The 22,226-nt window shown below is 37.3% G+C and carries 21 protein-coding genes; 1 reads left to right on the top strand and 20 read right to left on the bottom strand.

Going from position 1 to position 22,226, the window contains the following annotated elements:
* Window positions 1–5: 5 nt before the first annotated feature.
* The 11 genes from NFRAN_RS12165 to NFRAN_RS12115 all read right to left on the bottom strand — a co-directional run bounded on the left by NFRAN_RS12165 (window position 6) and on the right by NFRAN_RS12115 (window position 11,321).
* Complete coding sequence (locus tag NFRAN_RS12165; protein WP_134485229.1) at window positions 6–2,120, bottom strand: NADH-quinone oxidoreductase subunit L; 2,115 nt, start codon at window positions 2,118–2,120, stop codon at window positions 6–8.
* Window positions 2,121–2,130: 10 nt separating this feature from the next.
* Window positions 2,131–3,954, bottom strand: coding sequence for a complex I subunit 4 family protein (locus tag NFRAN_RS12160; RefSeq protein WP_134485228.1), 1,824 nt, complete (start codon window positions 3,952–3,954; stop codon window positions 2,131–2,133).
* A 105-nt stretch (window positions 3,955–4,059) separates the two neighbouring features.
* Entirely contained in the window at window positions 4,060–4,362 is a 303-nt protein-coding gene (nuoK, locus tag NFRAN_RS12155) for an NADH-quinone oxidoreductase subunit NuoK (protein ID WP_134485227.1), read from the bottom strand.
* Window positions 4,346–4,867 (bottom strand): NADH-quinone oxidoreductase subunit J family protein, encoded by a 522-nt coding sequence (locus tag NFRAN_RS12150; RefSeq protein ID WP_134485226.1) that lies wholly within the window; start codon window positions 4,865–4,867, stop codon window positions 4,346–4,348. Before NFRAN_RS12150 ends, nuoK begins: the two co-directional genes overlap by 17 nt.
* A complete protein-coding gene (locus tag NFRAN_RS12145; RefSeq protein ID WP_134485225.1) occupies window positions 4,857–5,357 on the bottom strand; it encodes an NADH-quinone oxidoreductase subunit I in 501 nt (166 codons plus the stop codon). Before NFRAN_RS12145 ends, NFRAN_RS12150 begins: the two co-directional genes overlap by 11 nt.
* Entirely contained in the window at window positions 5,354–6,655 is a 1,302-nt protein-coding gene (locus tag NFRAN_RS12140) for a complex I subunit 1/NuoH family protein (protein ID WP_134485224.1), read from the bottom strand. The genes NFRAN_RS12145 and NFRAN_RS12140 overlap by 4 nt, the downstream gene beginning before the upstream one ends.
* The gene (locus NFRAN_RS12135; RefSeq protein WP_425321231.1) at window positions 6,655–7,734 is read right to left on the bottom strand and encodes an NADH-quinone oxidoreductase subunit D; all 1,080 of its coding nucleotides are present in this window, start codon (window positions 7,732–7,734) and stop codon (window positions 6,655–6,657) included. The genes NFRAN_RS12140 and NFRAN_RS12135 overlap by 1 nt, the downstream gene beginning before the upstream one ends.
* A gap of 87 nt (window positions 7,735–7,821) precedes the next feature.
* Window positions 7,822–8,352, bottom strand: coding sequence for an NADH-quinone oxidoreductase subunit C (locus tag NFRAN_RS12130; RefSeq protein ID WP_134485222.1), 531 nt, complete (start codon window positions 8,350–8,352; stop codon window positions 7,822–7,824).
* Window positions 8,352–8,867, bottom strand: a complete 516-nt coding sequence (locus NFRAN_RS12125) for an NADH-quinone oxidoreductase subunit B (protein ID WP_134485221.1) — start codon at window positions 8,865–8,867, stop codon at window positions 8,352–8,354. The genes NFRAN_RS12130 and NFRAN_RS12125 overlap by 1 nt, the downstream gene beginning before the upstream one ends.
* 60 nt (window positions 8,868–8,927) lie before the next feature.
* Window positions 8,928–9,302 carry an NADH-quinone oxidoreductase subunit A gene (locus NFRAN_RS12120; protein ID WP_134485220.1) on the bottom strand — a complete coding sequence of 125 codons (375 nt, stop codon included), beginning with the start codon at window positions 9,300–9,302 and terminating at the stop codon, window positions 8,928–8,930.
* Window positions 9,303–10,118: 816 nt separating this feature from the next.
* Entirely contained in the window at window positions 10,119–11,321 is a 1,203-nt protein-coding gene (locus tag NFRAN_RS12115) for an NAD(P)/FAD-dependent oxidoreductase (protein ID WP_134485219.1), read from the bottom strand.
* Between the two features lie 302 nt (window positions 11,322–11,623).
* On the opposite strand from NFRAN_RS12115, the gene NFRAN_RS12110 reads away from it, so the two are divergent.
* Window positions 11,624–11,953, top strand: a complete 330-nt coding sequence (locus NFRAN_RS12110; protein WP_134485218.1) for a hypothetical protein — start codon at window positions 11,624–11,626, stop codon at window positions 11,951–11,953.
* A gap of 81 nt (window positions 11,954–12,034) precedes the next feature.
* On the opposite strand, the gene NFRAN_RS12105 is transcribed toward NFRAN_RS12110, so the two are convergent.
* From NFRAN_RS12105 to eno, 9 genes are all read right to left on the bottom strand, one after another.
* Window positions 12,035–12,907 carry a fumarylacetoacetate hydrolase family protein gene (locus tag NFRAN_RS12105; protein ID WP_134485217.1) on the bottom strand — a complete coding sequence of 291 codons (873 nt, stop codon included), beginning with the start codon at window positions 12,905–12,907 and terminating at the stop codon, window positions 12,035–12,037.
* Window positions 12,908–12,915: 8 nt separating this feature from the next.
* Window positions 12,916–14,829, bottom strand: coding sequence for a glutamate--tRNA ligase (gene gltX / locus NFRAN_RS12100; protein ID WP_232038017.1), 1,914 nt, complete (start codon window positions 14,827–14,829; stop codon window positions 12,916–12,918).
* A 6-nt stretch (window positions 14,830–14,835) separates the two neighbouring features.
* Complete coding sequence (locus tag NFRAN_RS12095; protein ID WP_134485216.1) at window positions 14,836–15,843, bottom strand: polyprenyl synthetase family protein; 1,008 nt, start codon at window positions 15,841–15,843, stop codon at window positions 14,836–14,838.
* Window positions 15,821–16,945, bottom strand: coding sequence for a type 2 isopentenyl-diphosphate Delta-isomerase (gene fni, locus NFRAN_RS12090; RefSeq protein ID WP_134485215.1), 1,125 nt, complete (start codon window positions 16,943–16,945; stop codon window positions 15,821–15,823). The genes NFRAN_RS12095 and fni overlap by 23 nt, the downstream gene beginning before the upstream one ends.
* A gap of 39 nt (window positions 16,946–16,984) precedes the next feature.
* Window positions 16,985–17,818, bottom strand: a complete 834-nt coding sequence (locus NFRAN_RS12085; protein WP_134485214.1) for an isopentenyl phosphate kinase — start codon at window positions 17,816–17,818, stop codon at window positions 16,985–16,987.
* A gap of 239 nt (window positions 17,819–18,057) precedes the next feature.
* Window positions 18,058–19,128, bottom strand: coding sequence for a mevalonate kinase (gene mvk, locus NFRAN_RS12080; RefSeq protein WP_172602338.1), 1,071 nt, complete (start codon window positions 19,126–19,128; stop codon window positions 18,058–18,060).
* 8 nt (window positions 19,129–19,136) lie between these two features.
* A complete protein-coding gene (gene amrB, locus NFRAN_RS12075; RefSeq protein ID WP_134485212.1) occupies window positions 19,137–20,000 on the bottom strand; it encodes an AmmeMemoRadiSam system protein B in 864 nt (287 codons plus the stop codon).
* Between the two features lie 15 nt (window positions 20,001–20,015).
* Window positions 20,016–20,600 carry a 30S ribosomal protein S2 gene (gene rpsB, locus NFRAN_RS14530; RefSeq protein WP_425321230.1) on the bottom strand — a complete coding sequence of 195 codons (585 nt, stop codon included), beginning with the start codon at window positions 20,598–20,600 and terminating at the stop codon, window positions 20,016–20,018.
* A 374-nt stretch (window positions 20,601–20,974) separates the two neighbouring features.
* Complete coding sequence (eno, locus tag NFRAN_RS12065; protein ID WP_134485210.1) at window positions 20,975–22,225, bottom strand: phosphopyruvate hydratase; 1,251 nt, start codon at window positions 22,223–22,225, stop codon at window positions 20,975–20,977.
* Window position 22,226: the final 1 nt, after the last annotated feature.

Here is a 22,226-nt window from a genome sequence, read left to right as displayed (position 1 = left end):
CCCTCTTAACTCAATAGTAACATGGTAATTAGTATTATGCCCGCAGAGAAAACATAAAGATAAGTTTGTACGTTACCTGATTGTGCAGCCTTAGTTACCTTTGACATGAAAACCATAGAGTGTTGCACAGATGGATTGATTCCATACATTAGTATATTTTCAAAGTATTTGTTAACTCGTCTATAGAAACCTAATGGGATTACTACACCGAACCAATACAGTAGGGAATTAAGGTACCATCTATTGTAAAGAAATCTCCACAGTGCTTTTGAAACAACATTTTCATTGATCTTGGTTGGATCGGCTGCCCTTTTTATATAAAAGAGATATCCCAAAAATCCTCCAATTCCAAATGCCAGTACCGACGCAATTACAGCTAACGGATTTAATTCCAAGGATTCCTCTACTTGTCCTTCTGTGTGACTTTCTGTCTGTTGTTGACCTTGTATTGTATCGCCATTCTCTGAGGCTAGTGTCGGGGGCTCAACTTCGCTTCCTACAATGCCAAAGGAGCTGGCGAGATACATTGAAAATAAGTGATGTAGTTGACCCTCGAAGGCAAAACCCACAACCCCAATCACTATAGATGCAATTGCGAGTACCGCAAATGGCATCCACATTAGCTGGTTTACTTCCCTAATTCGATGTCCCTTGTTTTCGATATCTATGACGTTTTGGCTAGGCTTCCCAAAGAATACTAGACCAACCATTCTAAAGGTGTAGAAAGCTGTCATAACGGCTACCGCAACTGCTATGAAAAACAAATAGGATGAAAATTCATAATTTGATTCTAATATTGACGCAAATATCGCATCCTTACTCCAAAATCCAGATGTTATGAGAGGTGCACCGGCCAAAGACAGACTTGCCAGTACCATAAAGATATACGTTTTTCTCATACTCTTTCTCAACCCACCCATATCAGTCATGAATCTTGAATGTACTGTATGCAAAATAGCACCCGCAGCCATGAACAACGAAGCCTTGAACAATGCATGACTAATTAGATGGAAAAAGCCAGCGGTATAACCGTCTACAAAATTGGTGCTCAAACCAGCTATGCCCAAAGCCAACATCATATAACCTATTTGAGATCCAGTGGAATAGGCAAGTACTTTTTTGATTTCCGGGTTAACTAGTGCTTGTGTTGCCAAAAGCATTGCAGTAATTGCTCCTACCCAAGCAACTATTTCAAAGAATTGTTGCATGTTAAATACAGATAACGCAAAGAATAGAGGCCCAATACGAGCTACCAAGAATACGCCCGCCTTTACCATTGTTGCTGCGTGAATGAGTGCCGAAACGGATGTAGGACCTGTCATGGCCTCTAATAACCATTCATTTAACGGAAATTGAGCAGACTTTCCAATTGCACCTCCAAATATTAAAACTGCAGCGGGCACCAACAAGTTTTGTTGCATCATTTCATGTGCCCATGCCTGATCTGCTATTAACTCCCTAAATCCAAACGTTCCTGCATACATGAATATCAAAAACATTCCGGACAGCATCATAACGTCACCGGCGCGATTGAGCAAAAATGCCTTTATACCTGCATGAGTAGGGGAGGTCCATTGAGGTATTCCCCATGCAGTATGACCCTCCTTTCCAACATAGTCTTTCTTTCTATCCTGGTACCAAAATCCAATTAGAGCATAAGACGCCAATCCTACACCCTCCCAGCCAAAGAAAACCATCAAAAGATTATCAGATAACACGATCAACTGCATTGATCCAATAAAGAATAACATAAAGAACCAGTACCTGATGAGTGACTTTTGTTTATGCATATAGGAAACAGAATATATGAAAATAGCTGCAGAGATCCAGGCAACCAAATTACTCATAATTATGGCCAATGGATCAGCTAGTACCCCAGCTTCTAAATTCAGGGCTGAAAACCAGGGAATTTGACTATGTATCTCTCCATTTGATAATCCGACAGGTAAAATACTAAGTGCAAATAATGCACTTAGTATTGAAAAACCTACAGCTACCAAACTTTTGATTTTTTCGCTTTTATTCCTCAACAGCGGGATAAATGCAGCTCCAATAAAGGGTGTCATCCAAATAAGCCAAGCATTAATCCCCAAGCCTTCAAATCCAATTGCATCTACCATTGCAAATTACCTATATTGTAACATAGGAAACCAAATGGTTACCCGAAATTAAATGTGTCTTTTTCATCGTTATAATTTCTGTGTTACTAGTAACGTTGTTAATCTGGCCTGGTTGTTCTCTTCCTAAATTCGCTTCCGTAGTATTTGATAGGGCATTAGAAGAACCAGGCGTAATCTTTATCGGTTTCAATTCGTCAGAAGTTTCCTCATATAGATTTTGTACATATCCTATAATGGGTTTGTAAAGCAGGTCAGGATAAACACCGAGTATTAATGTAAGTGAAGCCAAGATCCCCATGGTTATTAAAACATACTTACTCGAATCTCGTACGTTTTTTAATGTTTCTGGAACGACCCCATAAAAGATTCTCTTGTACATCCATAAAATATATGCGGATGTCAATATAGTAGCCGAAATAGCCAAAGCAAAAGAAACAGTCTTCAATACGCTCCAATCAACTACGGCATTCTGTAATGCACCGTTAAACAAAACCCATTCTGACATAAATCCGCTTGTAATCGGAACACCAATTATAGTTAGCCCTCCAATCATAGCAAAAACTGCAGTATATGGCATTTTGCCTCCTAATCCACCTAATTTATCCATATTCCTAGTGCCAGTCTGCAATATAATCGCCCCAGCCATCATAAACAACAGTCCTTTACCCAAAGCATGGCTTACATACATAAAGATAGCACCACTTATTCCAAGTATACTTTCAGAACCTATGCCAAAAAGAAGATAACCCATAGAACTGATACTCGAATAGGCCAAGACGCGTTTGATATCCTTTTGCATCAAGGCCATAGCTCCACCATAGATCATCGTGATCAATCCCCAGATGTTGACATAAATTGCATAATCAGAATAATTTCCAGGTCCTGCGAGCAAATCTATCCAGATTCTAACAAGTCCATATGCTCCTATTCCTGTCATAGCGGAGGATATCAAAACGGTTATTGGAGTAGGAGCGTCGGTATAGGAATCAGGCAGCCATATATGAACTAGAAAGGCGCCCAATTTAACAGCAAACCCAATAATCAATGCAGCGACAATCACTGCGATCCAAGGAGATGGAATTTGAGAAACATTAGCTTTGACCTCATCAAAGTCAAAACCACCTGACAAGAAACCCATAGCCAAAAGGCCTAGTAACATGATAACGGCACCAACATGGGCCCAAAAGAAAAACATCAAGGAAGTTCTTTTCCTCTTGCCATATCCAAAAAAGGCAATTAGAAAGAAAGACGGGACGAGCATTAATTCAAAAAAGACATAAAACTCAAACAAATTAGTTGCTAAAACAGTCCCCAACATCCCCATTGCAAATACGAGATATAACGAATAGTACAAGCCTAGCTGCTCGTTTAGATATGATTTTTGGTCAGTAGTCAACATCAAGGTGGACAAAGAATTACCATCCTTTGCAGCATATAGATCGTTTTCTATATCGTTATAGGTAGAACTATCAGCAGATTTTGAATTCTTTAGTTGATCAAACTGTATCAAAATCTTCCTTACCATATAAGGTTTTGAATATATTACAATTATTGTAGATAATAGGTAAATTGTGATTGCAAAGGGAATACTCAATCCATCGAGCTTCAATCCGAAATGGCCTAATTGACTCCAATCAAAAACTTCTTGATAAGATCCCCCAGAACCAAGGTCTATACATGGAATAATTACAAGTATCGTGGAGACTGCCAAGATTCCAAATGTCGACCACGTTGTAATGTTTACTCCCTTGTGTTTACCCAAAAAATAAATTACCGGAGATAATATCAAGGGCATAAATGTTGCCACCATAAGATAATAGGAAGAATCCACCATCTACATTCTCTTGCTCCGAATACCCCTACCTCAACGACATTATCTCCTTTTATATATTATACGGTTGAGTAGTGAAAAAAAAGGAATATTTATATGAAAAATGATTTAATTTTTGAGATTCTTATATTCAGTTATATCTATGTCCTTGTAGAATCGGTAGGCGACGATTATGATTCCTAGGCCTACTGCAACTTCCGCAGCTGATATAGCTATAGCAAACAAGACAAAAATTTGTCCTTCCGGGCTCGGTAGCATTCTGGAAAATGCTATAAGGGCGAGGTTTACTGCATTTGCTATCAACTCGATTGAAAAAATTAGTCTAAGAGCATTTCTCTTTACGACTAATCCATAAATACCTATTGAAATAAGGATGACCGCAATATATAAGAAATCAGTTGGCTGATTCATTTCGCTCCTCTATATCCTCCCTGCGGGCTAATGCCAGCGCTCCAATTACAGCACCCGCTAATGTCAAAGCCAAGACAATTAGTACGGGAGAGTAATATGTTAATAATCCTTTCCCAATCTCCTGAACATCAAAGATTTGTGCATTATCATTAAATTTGAGTTGGTTGGTTGTTGAGCTTTCGAGAATAGAAATAGCCATTATCATGAAAGCTACTCCCAACGCAATTCCGGTAATTTTTCTTCTTTTAGTCTCTTTTTTGGTGACAGTATTTGGGGCCCTTACCAGCATGACGGTAAATATAATCAATACGGCAACAGCACCAACGTAAACTGCTATTTGAAACATCGCCACGAACGGGGCATCCAATATAATAAAATAACCAGCGATTCCGAGCATTGAAATTGCAAGTGCAATACCACCATACAGCAGCTCCCTGCTTTCTAAAGAAAGTATGGCAGATCCAATTGTAATGATCGATAAACCAACAAAAATACTATCTACCATGATATGCACCACGTTTGCCTATTTTAATTTCTACATCTCCATCGTACTTGGGTTTGACTGCTAATTGGGCTGGAGTATAAATAAGATGCGTTTTTGAATATGATGATAATTCAAAGTCGTCTGTCATGTACAGGGCATAAAAGGGACAGGCATCCACACACAGTCCACAAAATACACACTTGCCATAATCAATTTGAGGCATAATGGACTTTTTGTTTTGCTTCCATTGTTCATCTACCTTAGCCATCGTTATTGCCTCAGCAATACCTTCACACGCTATCGCACATAACTGGCAACCGGTACATTTATCGTGAAATAGAATATGTCTACCTCGTATACCAGCTATTCCTACACCTTTTTTAGGGTCAAACTGATATCCATCACCGGTAAATTTTAGTTTTTCTTGTGGAAAACGGAAAGTGAATCTTTTCATAACAACATGTTTAGTGCCAGATTCTAATGCCTTGATAAATCCTGTAGCAGTGTTCATCTTATTGAAATCATTCCTCCCGGTCCAATAACTCCACCGTATATCAGCATTAGTACTACAAACAGATTTATGAATGTTAAAACAATTAATTTGTACCATCCTGTATGTAACAAAATGTCGATTCTAATTCTGGGATTGATACCTCTTATTATAAGCATCAACAGAATTACGATAATAGTCTTTATCAAAAACCAAAATATTCCATTAACAGTCACTGGATTATAAAGACCATCTAGTGCCAACATTTGTAATAAAGGTAGATTAGAATCATGAGCTCCAGCTATTAATTCAGGTGGGAAAATCTGGGGACCACTCCATCCTCCTAGGAAGAGAACTACAAATAGCCCTGCCAAAGCGTATAATTTTAGATAACTGCCCAGCTGGATTAATCCGTATAGCATACCTGTAGTCTCAGTTAACCACCCTGCAACAATCTCACTTTCCGCCTCCGGCAAATCAAATGGGATTCTTTCAAGTTCAGCCAAAGATGATATAAAAAACACAAATGCGTTAATTGGGAGAACAAAGATATTCCAAAATACGCTTTGCGATCTGGCAATTTCTGTAAGGTTGAGTGAGGAGGACAATATAACTACCGGAAGTGCTGAGAGGAAGAACGGTATTTCAAATGCTATCATCTGATGTAATGCTCTTAGACCCCCAATGAATGGATATTTACTATTACTTGCCCAGGAGAACAATAGAGCAATCAAAGGAAAGAACCCTAAAATAGCAAAGGCAGCAATCAAGCCTACGCTCACATCGGCCACAACCCAGCCATCAGCAACTGGAATTAATGCCACAACTGCTGCAGCTGTGGAAACAAACATAATGGGAGCAAGCCAAAATATCGGTTTATCCGCACCCGAGGGAACAATGATCTCTTTGGTCAATAGTTTCAGCCCATCTGCCAATAATTGGAATATACCCTCCACTTTTCCTGCATAAAGAGGTCCAACACGTAATTGCATCTTGGCTAAAAGCTTTCGTTCAACAAATATGGTAGCTGCAGCTATCAGAGCAGCAAATCCAAACCCGGGGAAAACTGCAGCCCTGAAAATATCAGTATGAATAAAGAACTGAACTACAGGTAAGGTCCTTGAAGGGTCCACCATCATCGAAAAGAAAAGATAAGGAGTTAATACTTCACCATCGACAACTGGCATTGGAACATAGAACAGAACAAAAAAGATAATTGGGAGTATCAGTAATGTAACTAACGCAAGGACTACAAAAACTAACCAGACAATACTACCGACAAAGTTTCCAAATCTAAAATCTGGTGTTAGCGCTCCCATTATCGATCAGCCTCCACTGGCCAATAATTTAATGACCAATAAATCGCGGGCATATCTCCCAACTTTGAACCAGTTAGCAAATAAGGCAGTGCCAACAAATTTCTAAACGAGCCGACTGATGCCTTTACCCTATATGGCTTAGGTGATCCGTCGCTAACAACGTGATATCCTAAAGCACCCCTCCCAGATTCAACCCTCTTATAAGTTTCACCCGGTGAACTCTTTATATTAAATTGCAATTTTTCTCTTACATCTCCTGACTCGGGCATTTTATCTACAAGTTGTCGTATAATATGACAAGATTCACGCATATCAAGGATAGGAACATAAGCCCTCGCAAAGGAATCACATGTTTTCATATATTGTACTTGAAAATCAATTTCATCATATACATCATAAGGTTCTACTTTTCGAACGTCGAAAGGAACTCCAGAGGCCCTCAACACTGAGCCTGTTACACCAAGTTTTATTGCATCTTCCTTTGTAAGTATTCCAACACCTTCTGTTCGCTGTCTAAATAATGGATTATTATAAAAGATATCTTCATATTCCTTCAACCTTTTTTCGAAATAATTGACCTGAGCCAGACATTTTTCCTTAAAATTATTTGGAATATCACATCTAACCCCACCCGGTATATTAAATGCATTAGTGATTCTGGCTCCGGTTAGGCGCTCAAGCAAATCGATCAGTAATTCTCTATCGCCGGCAGGCCACATGAACATAGTAGAATGTCCCAGAAAAATCCCGTAAATTGCTAGCCAATAAAGCGTATATGACAGCCTGGATAATTCTGATGCCAAAGCACGAATGAATTGCCCTCTTCTCGGCACTGTAATTCCAACCAAATCTTCAACTGCAAGGCTATATGAATAGGTAATATTACAGGAATCATGAATTACCGGACGCTCCAAGTGAGGGATATTTTGAAAATGATTACGATATTCACACATTTTCTCATGTCCCCTATGAACATACCCTGGATCGGGATCGACGTAAACGATATAATCACCATCTACTTTAATAACAAATCTAAAATGTCCTGACCCAGGGTGCTGAGGTCCAACACTCAGAGTCATCAAGCGATCCTCCTCTGATTCTCTTGTTATTTGAATGGCCAGTTTCTTGGCTTCATTAATCTGTTCTTCTATACTGCTCATTAGCTATTATCTCCCTTTAATACGGAAATCTTTCCGAAGTGGTGGTATATCGGCCCAATCTTCAGGTAGGATAAATCTTTCATTTCGTGGATGACCCAGAAAGTATACCCCCAACATCTCATAAGTCTCACGTTCATGGTATTCAACACTTGGAAATATATTTATCAAACTATTGGATTTTGGGTCATCGCGATTAACTCTAGTTGACAGGATAACAATGTAAGGATAGTAATCGGTATTACTATAAGATCCCAAATGATAATTTAACTCAATTTCATTATCGGCAGGATAATCAGTGCCTGACGCAGATTCTGCATGATCAAAACCATGATGATTTCTTAGAAAAAGAGCTACCTCAACCAAATTCTCCGGTTTTACCATTATTTTTGATCGAAATTCCTTTTTGTAAACAATTCCTACCTTGTCACCAAAATTATTGGCGAGGGATGAGAGTAATTCGCTTGATAAAGGATAATTAGAATCCTCTTTCAGTTCTACATGGTTTTCCTTATTAACATTTGCAATAGCCTTTTCCATTATTTGATCTTCGACCTTTTAATCTTTTCCTGCAATAACATAGTACCTTGAATTAGTGTCTCTGGTCTGGGCGGACAGCCTGGTACATATACATCAACAGGTAGGATACTATCACAACCTGGTAGTACATTGTATGAATCAAGATATAATCCTCCTGTTATCGCACATGCGCCCATTGCTATAACATACTTAGGCTCTGGCATCTGGTCGTAAACCATCCTTAGCCGAGGAGCCATTTTTCTTGTTACAGTTCCCTGAACCACTATTAAATCGCATTGACGCAATGATCCAAAGGCCTCTAAAACACCAAATCTTTCTGCATCGTATCTAGGACTTGAAACTGCTCCGAATTCAACACTACAACAAGCAGTCTCTAAATGAACTGGCCATAATGACCAAACACGACCCCAATTTATTGCATAACCCAGGGGTTCATCCAAAGCTTTTACCAGGACATCACCTAGCTTTGATACTAAAATATTAAAATTGGTAGGGTTAACGAGATCTTTTATCATACCTCTACACTTGATAGTATTTAGATTTCAAGTTATTAATACCTATTGGGATTACAAATTCTACCATATACCTTTTCTTCCTGCCAAAAATAGTGCATAGCCCATCGCAGCGAACATTATACCTAAGAATCCGATCATTGGCAACGTTGCTTCTTTTGGAATTGAAAAAAAAGTAGTGCCCCAGGCATACAAGAATATAGACATCACATCAAAGACGACAAACATAAGAATATAAGAATAATACTGCATCATGAAATGTGATCTGCCCTCTCCCGACGGGACTTGACCACACTCCATAGGAAGAAATTTTACTGGATTATATCTTCTTCTTTTCATCAATAGTCTTGACAAAACTATTGAGGGAACCCCAGCCAAAATTCCAAACCCGAATAAATATAAGATTGGAAGAAATTGTGTAGCGGTTTCTCCTGCCAAATTAAAAGTGGCTGAGAATAGAAGATATAAATATCTTTATATTCACCGAATCTCGTGCAATTCCTATACTGCCTGAATAATGTATCTTGAAATGTAATTTGGGGAAAAAACCAAGATCCGTTTTTGAAAAAAAACAAAATTAGGAAAGTAAACATTTAACTAAAGAGTAGATTAATTAAACTAATTTTATGCAAGAAAAATTGGTTGATGATGACTGCAAATCACATACCTATCATGACTTTGATATCTTGTCGACGAATATTTAATCTAATTTAATCACAAAGGGCGAGGATGAGAAATAAGACTACAATATCTTAATGTCGAGATATAAAATATGATGGTCATCTTCTCTCCCAACAAACCCTGAAAAGTCTATCTCAAGGTAGAACAAAGATCTTCCCACGCAAAAAGATAAGTTGGTTCAAATATTACACAAGATCATCCCAAAGTATTTCAAAAAGAATAAACTATCAATAGGTAATTTTTGGATGATTCATTGTAAACTGTGTTTTTTGTGTGGTATATCGCGATATCAGTCCTTAACAAAACTTGGATTTTTATGATAGCAAAGAGCTACATATTAAATAATCCCATAGATAACCTGCATGAGACCTCATGTTGATATACATTCTAGGTAGAACAAGTGCTAAACTAAAATTAAGGATATATTACGTATTTGACAACCTCCTAGAGCGGCCCCAATTAGACATGTTTAATATCCTCATATACCAAAGTATGTATGCTGTATGTATGGATACATGCATGAACGAATATATCCACTATTTTCTAAATTTAATTAATCATACATATGCGCGTTTATTCATTTTTTTTTGCAACAAGGTTAAACAACTGTTTGGCCAGCAATTTAGGGTGTGTCAAGGCTACTTTGAGCATTTTTGAAGTGGTGAAATCTGATTTTATGAAATCCAAGAATTCGTCAATAGTTAACCCCTTTATGATATCAATCTCCTTATCCCATTCTGCATCAGATAGCGCAAGCCAGCGCTCCTGAACTCGGAGTGCAGAATTTATTTTCTTCTCTAATGTCTTTCTATTAGCAATCTCATAGGGTTTTAGCGATTCAATGGTACAACCGAATGGTATGGAATCTGCTCCCACCTTTCCAGCTAGTCTGCCAAATTCAATTGCATATCGGATCCCCTCCAGAACTAATGGATTTGCCTGCCCCACGACATCACCTACCATAATTAGACCTTCATAAATACTCCTCGTCCTAAGCCCTTCATTGGGTATTAAACCAAAATGGAATTCTATGGGCTGGATTTTGCCCAGACTGTCAAGTGGTTTAACACGATTCGCTATGAGTTTATTTAGTTTCTCGACTGGATCTACATTTGAATCAGGTTTACCAATACCAACTCCTATCCTTACTCTGTTTTTTGAAAGAGGGAAAACCCAGGCATAACCTGCTTCAGAGTAAATACTTCCCACCATAAGGGTTAGAGTTGATTCATCGATATTGTCGCAGTAACACTCGTATTCTGCACCCGCACCGAATCTTTTCCACTCTACTACATAACCCAACTTTCTAGAAACAAAACTACTAAATCCGGATGCATCTATGATTAGCTTGGCTTTAATGGATTTTGGACTGATGGTTGAGTTTACTTTTAAATGACTTGTCTTGGTCATCAAGTCTCTAGAAATATCCGCAACTTGACTTTTTACGAATAAGTTTGCTCCTGCAGCCGCTGCCTTGCTAGCCAAGTACTGGTACATTTTTCTTACATCCAACACGCAAGCAGAATCCTCTTTTCCGGAAATTCTTATCTCATTATTAGGGGATATAAAAACAAAGTTTTTGATTGGATTGTAACAATCACTCGGAATCTCATACTTTAGCATTTCCTTTATCCAGCTCACGCCACTTGTCCTAATATTGTGGCCAAATGACGGGTCCTTTTCAAAAAGAGCAACCTTCAAGCCTTCTTTTGAAGCAGAATATGCAGCAGAAAGTCCTGCAGGCCCTCCACCTACTATCGCAATATCATAGCTCAAAGATAATCTTTCAAATCAAAATCACGGCTTTATAGTTTTAGAAGCAGTCATCTAAAAATAACATACATACCTTACTTTGTCTTTGTTTCAATGTTACATGACATCATTCTGTTTTACGGCCTTTAGAAGAATCTGCGCAAGGTATTGACTATTCAGTTCAGTCAATTAATCTAAGAGCTAGTAATAATATGAAAAATGCTGTATAGTATACAACTAATATTAACTAATAATATAGTGAACTTTGCAAAAAGATAAAAAATGACTTTAACAATTAAATAAATAAAAACCTAATTAAACATATCTTGATATTCTCAAGAAAAAGAGGGAAAGATGCTCATGTCAAAGAAACCAAATTGCTTAATGAAAATTTGCAACATTTGGTAAGATCAATAGAAGAGGCCAGTGATGACCAAAGAGAAATTGTAAAGCAATTCAAGATCGAAATGGAAAATTTCGTGACAGAGAGAACACTTGAAAGCTGCATCAAAACCTTAAATTTATCAATGCAATTGGCAAATGTAAGAGAACAGTTACTTGGCATTTATAAACAATATATTTCAATATTGGAAAATGAATTGAGAATTGCACTTGATGAAAATGAGAAGAAAAATAGTCAGACAAGTCGAATGTGAAACATAATACTGTTCGGTTATTTATCGAAATTTGTAAGAACAGGCTTGATGGGATAAAATGTTAAAAGAGAAATAACAAAATCAGTCGAATAAGATCCTGTTTTGTATTGTGCCTAACCCTTCAATAGAAATTTCCACGACATCGTCGTGTTTTAGGTACCGAGGTTCCTTCATCGACATTGCGACACCTGCAGGCGTGCCTGTAGATATAATGTCACCAGGCTCCATGGTTATCAAATTACTAAGAGACGAAATTATCTTACGAATTGGTATTACCATCTTACTACTAGACGAGTTTTGTCTTGTTTCTCCATTTACCTTGGTTGTTATGCGCAAGTTTTGGGGATCAGGAATTTCATCTTTCGTGGTTATCCACGGCCCACAAGGTGCAAAAGTATCTATACTCTTTCCGCGCGTGAATTGCTTATCCCTAAATTGAATATCACGAGCAGAGACATCGTGAAAGATCATATATCCAAATACTGCATTGAGGGAATCCTCTTCAGCGATCTTTTTCACGCGCGATCCCATCACGACTGCTAATTCGGCCTCGTAGTCAAGTCGTTTTACATATGAAGGCGAAATGACGTCACCGAGAGGTGAATTGAGAGCAGTCCTAGGCTTTAAAAAAATAACAGGTTCTTCGGATGGAGTTAGACCTGCATCTCGGGCATGATCGTAATAATTAAAGGCAAGACAGATAATTTTTGGGGGATTTGGAAGTGGTGCTAATAATTCCACCTTCGATAAAGGCAATTTGAATTCCAAATCCTTACCGACTTTTTTAACCTCTTCCAGCCAGCCTCCAAATAAGAATTCTTTAATCCTAGGAGGGACAGGGATACCCGTTTCTTCATGAATCTGTTCCTTTGTAATTATTTTTTGTCCATCTTCGGAAACTAATCCGTATGTTTCCATTGAATTTTCTTTTAGTCTTACTCTTGCTATCTTCATCTATTTTATCACCTGTGAGTAAAAATTGCAGTTGTTTTGTCATCTACTCGACAAAAGCCATATCGCACAAATTGAAGAGAGGTCCCCGGGGTCAGGTTTGACACAAAGGACTCTGCATAACCTCTATCGATGTGTAGATTATTTTCATTGTATGTTTCACCTTTATACAGGGGTAAGGGTCTTAAGATACGGTATTCAATAAAATCTTTCTCAGATATCCACTGAATCTTGGGGATCCTGTGACTTACTTCATTTCCCTTGTTAAGAGCATAAATTATAGCTGTACTCGTCGTATTGTCATCGACTTGCTTATCTATTGAATTTTCAATACTCGAAATTTCTATATTGCATAAATCCATTAATCTTAATGTATCTCCAGTTTTAATTCTAATTGCATCATCGTTAGATATATAAATTATATTTCCAACCTCTACCTTTCGTCTACCCATGTCAACCGTCGGATGGTTCTTAATCTCTATTGTCTTTAAATCGAGAGAATCGATACAAAGTTTTACAGGGTTCTTAACAAAAAACAATCTCGGGGAAATCGGATCGATTAACTTTCTGTTAAAGGCTTCAAGAATTTCGATAGAAGGTTTAGTTTCAGCTAATGTTATACCTAAAGACATTACAAACTTTCGTATCGCTTGCGGCATAATCCCTCTTCTTCTAAGACCCATAAGTGTAGGTAATCTAGGATCATCCCATCTCTGAATTATCCCTTGTTCGATTAGGGGAGTAATTTTTCTTTTTGAAACTGGTATTCCTTCCAACTCGAGACGGGAAAATTCCAATAATTTTGGTTTTGGCAAGTCCAAATTATCCAGTATTGAATAGTATAGTTCGTTTCTTAGCTCGTATTCCTTGGTTCTCATTGCATGTGTGACTCCATCGAGGCTATCTTCTATTGGAGCGGCAAAATCATAGGTAGGCCATAAAGAATATTTTGATCCTACCTTTGGGTGATTACCCCCTTTTATCATTCTAAATAGAGTTGGATCACGCATCGCCGTATTCAAGGATGACATATTACCCCTATATCTTAATACAGCAGAACCTGAGTAACCACGACTATTTTTGTTACCAATGTCACTCGAGTCATTTCCAGCTATCATTTGATTAAAATATTCCAAGTTCTCATCTACGGTATTAAGAGTACAGTTACATTTAATGGCGTTTAACCTATTCTTCTTTATGATTTCTGGAGAGCATGTACAAACGTAGGCAAAATTTTTCTGGATCAATTTTTTAGCGTATTCATATAATTTTTCAATGTCATCTGATGTATTTTTAATGATATGAGGTCTGACTCCTAACCAATCTAAGCCTTCTTTAATGGCGTCATAGTATTCAATTTTCTCTTTTAATGGATTGGTATCATCATACCGGAGTATCAATTTACCTTCATATTTTTTTGCATATTCTTCATCTATTATGGCAGCCTTTGCGTGACCTATATGAGGATAGCCATTTGGTTCTGGAGGAAATCGAGTAACAACTTTGCCTTTTACAGCTTCAGGCAATTCCGGCAATTCAAATCCTACTTGCTGTTCCTTTGATTTGGAATCACCAGATATAGAGGCAGTTAAAATTTTATTACCATCATTTTCATCTCTTTTCTGTTCGGATCTTAGGTCCTTACTATCACCTTTCTTGGTATCGATTAGATAATCATTTTGCTTAGAAAGTAGTTCACTGTATAACCCCTTTTTATCTTTTAAAGAAAGTGTTTCTAGCTCTGAGACAATCTCCTTTATATCGGGAATATAATTTTTCAAATTATCATTTCCCTTTACAAGGAATCTTGATAGAGAAAAAGCTTTTGAAATAACGACATCGAGCTTTATCTTGTTATCAAACTCTATAGCATTCTTCAGTGCTATTAGTTTGATCGTATTTACAAATTTTTCATCACTAATCAATGCTACCTAGAGACTCCGTTCAACAATAAATCGCGCCGAATTTTCTAGAGATCTTTTGGCGCTCAAATCCCCGTATGCATGAAGATGTTCAAAGGCCTGTTGAGTATAAAAATTCGCAATTTCCCGTATTTGTTTATCTATATTTAATTCGGCAATTTTGTCCACAATTTGTTTGATCTCAAAGTCTCTGGCATCCTTTTTACCAAAAATATTATTCAACAAGTCCTGACCTTGCGGATCGAGGTGTTCTAAAGCTATCAAAATGGGCAAAGTTTTTTTTCCTTCTCGAATATCATTACCAACAAACTTGCCTGTTAACGTTGAATCACCATGAATTCCGATGAGATCATCAACTAGTTGAAATGAAATTCCTATTTTTTCTCCAAACGCAGACATATTTTCAAGATCTTTTTGAGTATAATTAGGAGATGAAAGAGTTCCTAACTCGCAGGAAACACGAAATAATGCTGCAGTTTTTTTTTGGATCATTTTGATATAATAGTCCTTTGACGAAAACTCTCTCTGTTGCGCCATTTGTATATCCATAGATTGACCTTCACATACGTCGATACAAGCAGATGACAATAATTCTATCATCTTGATCAATCTGGAATCATTTATTCCAGCTTTATTGCCAAGATATGAAATTATATTGAATGCTTTTGAAAATAGCACATCACCTGCTAAGATGGCTAGTGGTATTCCATATTCCCTATGGACAGTCTTTACATTATGACGCAGATTATCGTTATCCATTATATCATCGTGTACCAGAGTAAAGTTATGAATCAATTCAACTGCCGATGCAGCAGGAAGGGATTGGCTTAATGTTCCCCCAAATAACTCGCTGGATTTTACTGCCATAAATGGCCTAAGCCTTTTTCCTCCGCTTCTGATATAATGTAGTGATGATTGATACAAGTCATTAGGCTCACCAGAAACGTTCTCTAGGATAAATTTATTTATCTCGGAAGCAACGGCATTAATCTCACTAATTACGTTTACTGAGCTCATAACTATTCAACATAGTTGCTAATTTATCTTTCAATATATATCTTGTATTTCTAAGAGCATCAAGATTTGAGGCCCCTACCAAGAACATCGTACTTTTTATTTGAGCTAAAACAAGTTGAGTAAAATCATCCAAACTGGATTCGGATTCTGAGGCTTTCCTAAGAAAAGGATATGCCATTGCACACATCTGGGCCCCAAGAATTAAAGATTTAGCTACCTCCAAGCCATTTCTTAGACCACCAGATGATATTATTGGGATGCTAATTGCACTTGATACTAAAATTATGCTCAATGCAGTTGGAATTCCCCAATCCCAAAAGAGTGCTCCAAGGTTAGATTTAATGTGATGATTCATATTATCAGCTCTTATTTTTTCGATTCCGGCCCAGCTAGTTCCACCTGCACCAGCTATATTTATCGAACTTGTTCCTACCTGTTGTAATTTGATTGCCACCTGAGGCGAAATGCCTGATCCTACCTCTTTTACTATCACAGGGACTTCTATTTCTCCGATAATCTCTGAAATCTTTTTTAAAATCCCCGAAAATCTAGGTTCGCCTTCAGGCTGGATGAGTTCCTGTAACGGATTCAGATGTATTGCCAAAGCGTTAGCATCCACCATTTTTATTATGCGTATGACGTCGTTCTTGGAAAGGCCTTCTGCCAACTGAGCTCCCCCTATATTTGCAATCAGAAAAGCTGTTGGAGCTACCTTTCGAGCAATTGAGTAGCTTTCAACTAGTTTATCACTTCTCAAACCTGCTCTTTGACTTCCAAGACCCATCCCCAGACCATAATTTTCCGCTATCTCTCCTAATCTCTTATTAATGACAAACGCCTCATCAGTTCCCCCAGTCATAGAATCAATGATAAGCGGCGCTGAGAATTTTTTATTCAAAAAGGTTGTTGTTAAATCTATCTTGTCATAATCAATTTCAGGTAAGGCATTATGCATTAGCAAGACATCTTCAAAGAGGGTAGAATTCTCTTTTCCTTGGACTTGTTCTTTTAGAGGGATGTCGATACCCTCTTGTTTTCTTTTTCTAATTTGTTCGATTTGCTCATCAGATGAGATCTCATCCTTTATGCCAGGGTTATTCATTTTGCTTCTCTCCGTTCATCCTTCTGGCCAACAAGGTACTCAACGAATTGATTGGTTTGTAGATTTTGACATGATACATGTGCCCACACAATCACGATCGTTGAAAATGTCTAATATCCTTTCAGGCCTAAGACCATTGACTAGATAAACAGGGCAGCCGGATCTTGCTATCGGTACTGCTTCAGAAATTTTTCGCTTCATTCCACCTGTTACGTCATACTTTGATGTAGACGCCTCTAGATTATTGCTGGATTGACTCTTAGAATCAAATAATTCAACTACCTCATTGTTTAAAAAAATTCGAGGTACTAGATCTTTCTTATCAAGGTCTCCATACAATCCATCTACATTTGTAGTAAAAATACAATATCGGGGATGTAAATTTGTTGCCAGAATAGACATTATTGTATCGCCAGAAAGGATTGAAAAATTGTTATCCTTAATATGAATGACGTCCCCAAATGTTATGGGTATCAATTCGTTTCCGGTAGTTATATCTACTAATTCTTTAACCTTATTCAAGTCAGCATAACCATTTGACATAAAGGATGATGGGTGAAATGAATAAGGTTTCAGTCCTAATTTTATGAATTCATCAATTATAATATGGTTCAACTTTATCATGGATTCATGTACGACTGCGACTCCTTCATCTGAATATGGAGAGGGTTTAGTGTGCATGTCATATTTAACTGACCAATAATGTCCAAAAGAACCGCCTCCATGAACAAGAAGTATTTTAATTCTCTTTCTCAGATCCAAAAGGATTCTTGCTATGGCTTTGATAGCCTCGATGTTGGGCGTCAATGGTTTATCTTTGAAAGTTACAACCGATCCACCCATCTTGATTATCATTAAATTAGAGTCAATCATCGCACCCATGACTTTAGTGAAATCAAAGACATTATTAATTGTGTGTATGTGTGTGTGTTTGTTGGTAGCAAGGTAGCAGAAATGGCCATGAAACCAATGAAATACAATAGCATTTTGACGACTGCATTGATAATTTAAGACTCAAAGTGCCTTTTCTAGTTGATCGCTATTTGAAGGTGAAATCGTAAGAACGCAAGAATTTATATAATTTGCAGATCGAATAAGTCAAGCAAGTTAAATCAAGTCAACCTTAATCCCAATGTATCAATCCTTGTAAAAAAATATTCTAACCCGAGTTCGCCTAGTCGTTCTAAGAGCCTTACTTCTGATTGATGATTACTACGGTCTATTAATGAAAGAACACACCCTCCTCCTCCTGCACCAGTTATCTTTGTCCCCAAGGCTCCAAAACCATTACAAGTTTCAACGATTTTTTCGATCAAGGTATTTGAAATTGTTAGTTTTGAAAGTAATTCATGATTTTGATTGATCAAGATACCCAGATGATTTATATTTTGGCTTTGAATTGTTTTGATTCCCTCCTCATAAATTTGAAGATAGGACTTGCAGAATTGATCAAACAAATCTGAATTATTCTTCTTGAACTTTGAAACCCTCTCTACCATAGAATAAGTGTCATGAGCCACACCACTATTTATGATCAAAAATTGATAATCATCCATATCTGCCGAAAGCCTCTTGAATCCATTTATTTTATCAAAAGTCCCAAAGCCTCCAAAAGAGCAGATACTACAATCAGCTCCCGATGTGTCGATATTTATTAATTTTTCTGCATTGATTGATTGATTACAAATGTTGTTTTGATCTAGATCGTTATGCTCTGCATAATACAATGATCCAGATAAGGCTACACAGAATGCAGATGAAGATCCCAATCCACCACCTGGCGGCAAATCGGATTCCAGTTTTATAAACAGACCTTCTTCTTTATAGGTCTCTGCTAATTCCTTGGAGATCATCTTTTCATTGTTGATCAAATAGTCTATAATCGTGTAAAGTTTTGTTACAATATTGACAAATTTAGTATCAAGTGACATTGGAGATATAGTAATTTCTCCTCCCCTATACTTCACTGATGTAAATCCCAAATTAGACTCGATTCTAATCTCACCTTTATACAAGCTAGGTCTCCTGACTGTTACCTTGAAATATTTATCAATAGAGGCGATTAGTGAAGGGTATCCGTAAACAACAAAATGTTCACCAAATAATATAACTTTTCCTGGAGACATGGTCTTAATTGTTTGTGAGGAACTGTTTGAAGTCGTTGTTATTGATGGTCTACTCATAAACATTCTCAAACCATTACCAATGAAGCGTATCCTACAACTGAAGATTTATTCCCATCTACATCTCCGCTTGTCAAGTGTTTCAAGACTATGGCATCAGAATTCCCAATCATCCTTGAAAATTCAATTGTTGAAGCAATACACCCATATCCGCAAATAATATGAGCATAATTTCCTACAGTTTGGTAAAACGAATTTAAGTTCATACTGATCGTTGTAGACAGTATTTGATTGTCAATTTTATAACACTCATTGTAGTCTAAGTAATGAGTTAGATTTGACGTAGAAATTAGTATCACTCTTTCACCTGATGGTATTATAGACGACAACAACCTTCCCAACCTTATTGATGTTTCTATATCTTGTCTTTTTTGGATAACAGGAAGAATGCTCAAATTTTCTATCTGAAGAAATTGGATAAATGGAAGCTGCGTCTCGATGGTATAGTCTAATTCCAAGGTAAGAGAATCCAAGCTTATGTAATCTTTTGCACTTTTTCTGAGTAAATCACTTCGCATAGAATTGTTTACCTTGACTTCACCTAAAGGGGTACTCCAATAGTCGTCGTCAGTGATTGAGATGCCTGGACTTGTGCCTTTGTGATCTGAGGAAAGAATGATAAAATTATTACAGTCCAAAGTCTTAATCAAGGCATAGGCAAATGCGGATACAACACCTGAATATTTGTAGGCGCCATGGGGTACAATAAAACTTAGGATTCTTTTTTTCTGAACAAACCCTTCAATCATACCTAAAAATCGCCTAGTTTCTAGGGATGAGTAAACTGTATCAAATAGGTTTTGAAGTTCTCTTTTTAATGTTTCACAATCTCTAGGATAAAAAATATCGCTAAAACTATGCGGGCGTATCAAAAGTTTGGAGTTAGTTTAAATCAATTCTTCAACTAACTTTGCTTCGAAATCATCAATTGTCATAGGCATTTCAGAGTCTGACTTTATCCTCCCTTGTTTTTTAAGAACCTCCTTTGTCAAAAGCCAGTAGACTGTTGCCAGTGCTTTTCTTCCCCTGTTATTTGAAGGAATCACCAGATCCACCTTTGATGTAATGTTGTCGCTATTTGATAATGCTATAACAGGGACACCTGCCCTGGTTGCTTCCAATACGGCTTGCTCATCTGCTTGTGGATCAGTAACTATCACAATTTCAGGTTCCAAGTATTTAGGTAAGGAAGGATTTGTAAATGTCCCAGGCATGAATCTACCAAATATTCCTCTTGCTCCCGTCAACTCACAAAACTTTTCAATCGGCGTCTTACCGTATTCTCTTGCAGATGTAACTGCAACGTTTGCAATATTTGTTCTACCAATGAATTTAGCAGCGACATCAATTCTTGCTAAAGTCTTACTAATATCAAGTATATACAAACCCTCTGGATTTGCTCGCGTGATGAAGGAACTCATATATTTAGTCTTGATTGGAGTTCCAACTCTTATCCCAGTAGACAAGATCATTTTTTCTAGATTATTAGGATCTTCTAATGCATCAGACGAGTCCTCTGCATCAGTTGATGTAGTGTAACTACGAGTATCGTCATCGCCGTCATTGCTTATGTCATCAGTTCTATCTTCATTATCTGTCTGTGGCGCGTTTATTGAGGAAGTTTCTTTTAGGTCTTCTAACTCTCGTTCATCATCTGACCCGGTCTCTTCGGATTCTAGGGCTTGATTGGCCTTGGTATCAACGTGATCTTTATTTACCGATTGATCTTTTTCTGGAGATATATTTTGCAATTCTTGATTCTTGGTCTCAGATTCTAAATTAGAATTATTATTACTATTAAGATTAGAATTGTTAGTAGAATCGGATTCTTCGGAGTTCATATTCATTATACATTGCTCAATTTAGCCATTCCTTCTATTAAACCATACTCTGAAATTCTAAGTAATTCATTTAGTTTAGAAATTCTCTCTCCGCCTACCACTCCCGTCTTTATCATTACAGAATTAGTTGCAATTGCTATATGAGAAATATGATTATCAACAGACTCTCCCGATCTGTGAGAAGTAATTATCTTGATATTATTACTATTACATTCACCAGCAAATTCCATCGCGTCATAAAGAGTACCTGCTTGATTAACTTTAAGGATTGCACCAGAACAAGATTTTTTATCTGCCGCAATTTTCACCCTTTTCTTGTTTGTTACCAACAAATCATCTCCTGTAACTATACAACTTGGATTTTCTTTAGTGAGTATCGCCATGTTTTCAAAATCCTCTTCGTGAAGTGGGTCCTCGGCGTAAATCAAGTGATAGTTTTCGATCAACTCGCAAGCATATTCTAGTTGTTCCTCACTATTTCTCGTTATGCCCTCACGAGAATATTCATATAATTTCTTTTGAGGATTCCATAATGATGAGCTAGCAAAATCTATGCCCATTCTAATTTCTCGTTTTGGGTCAAAGCCACATTCAATTATGGCGCTTTCCACCAGTTCAATTGCCTTGTTATTAACTATATTCGGCGCCCAACCTCCTTCATCACCTTTCCCATATGTAAACTTGGGATCAACTTTCTCAATGCTTTTCTTAAGCTCTTTGTGTATTCTAGAATTAAAACCAATAGCCTCACTAATATTTTGTGATACTACAGGACAGATCAAAAATTCCTGCAAATCTGGTGTACCTGGACCTGCGTGAGCCCCTCCGCCAAGAACATTTCCAAGTGGATAGGGAAAAACCAGTGAATTGATGTTGGGGTTTAGGACTTTATAGAAGGGTACAGATAATGATTTAGAAGCCGAATCAATACTTGCAATTGTGAGCGCATAAGCAATTGACCCTCCGATATTCGAATAATTATCTGAAGAGTCAATTTCCCTTATTTTATCATGAATGCTTTTTAAATTGGAAGAATCTAAGCCTATGAATTTATTACTTATATTTCTGAAATTTGAAATGGTTTTAGCAGGATCATTATCAACAAAGCTTTGTGCTTCGTACATTCCCACACTTGCACCCGATGGGGCACATGCTCTGCCTGTGTACCTGTTATCAGAAGTTACATCTATTTCTATAGTCCTATCTCCGCGGCTATTAAACACAAGCCTTTCCTTAATGGATGTTATCTTAGGCAAT

The sequence above is a fragment of the Candidatus Nitrosocosmicus franklandus genome, assembly GCF_900696045.1.
GTDB lineage: Archaea > Thermoproteota > Nitrososphaeria > Nitrososphaerales > Nitrososphaeraceae > Nitrosocosmicus > Nitrosocosmicus franklandus_A.
The sequence above is the reverse complement of the archived record's forward strand: the minus strand, read 5'-3'. Positions and strand labels throughout refer to the sequence as shown.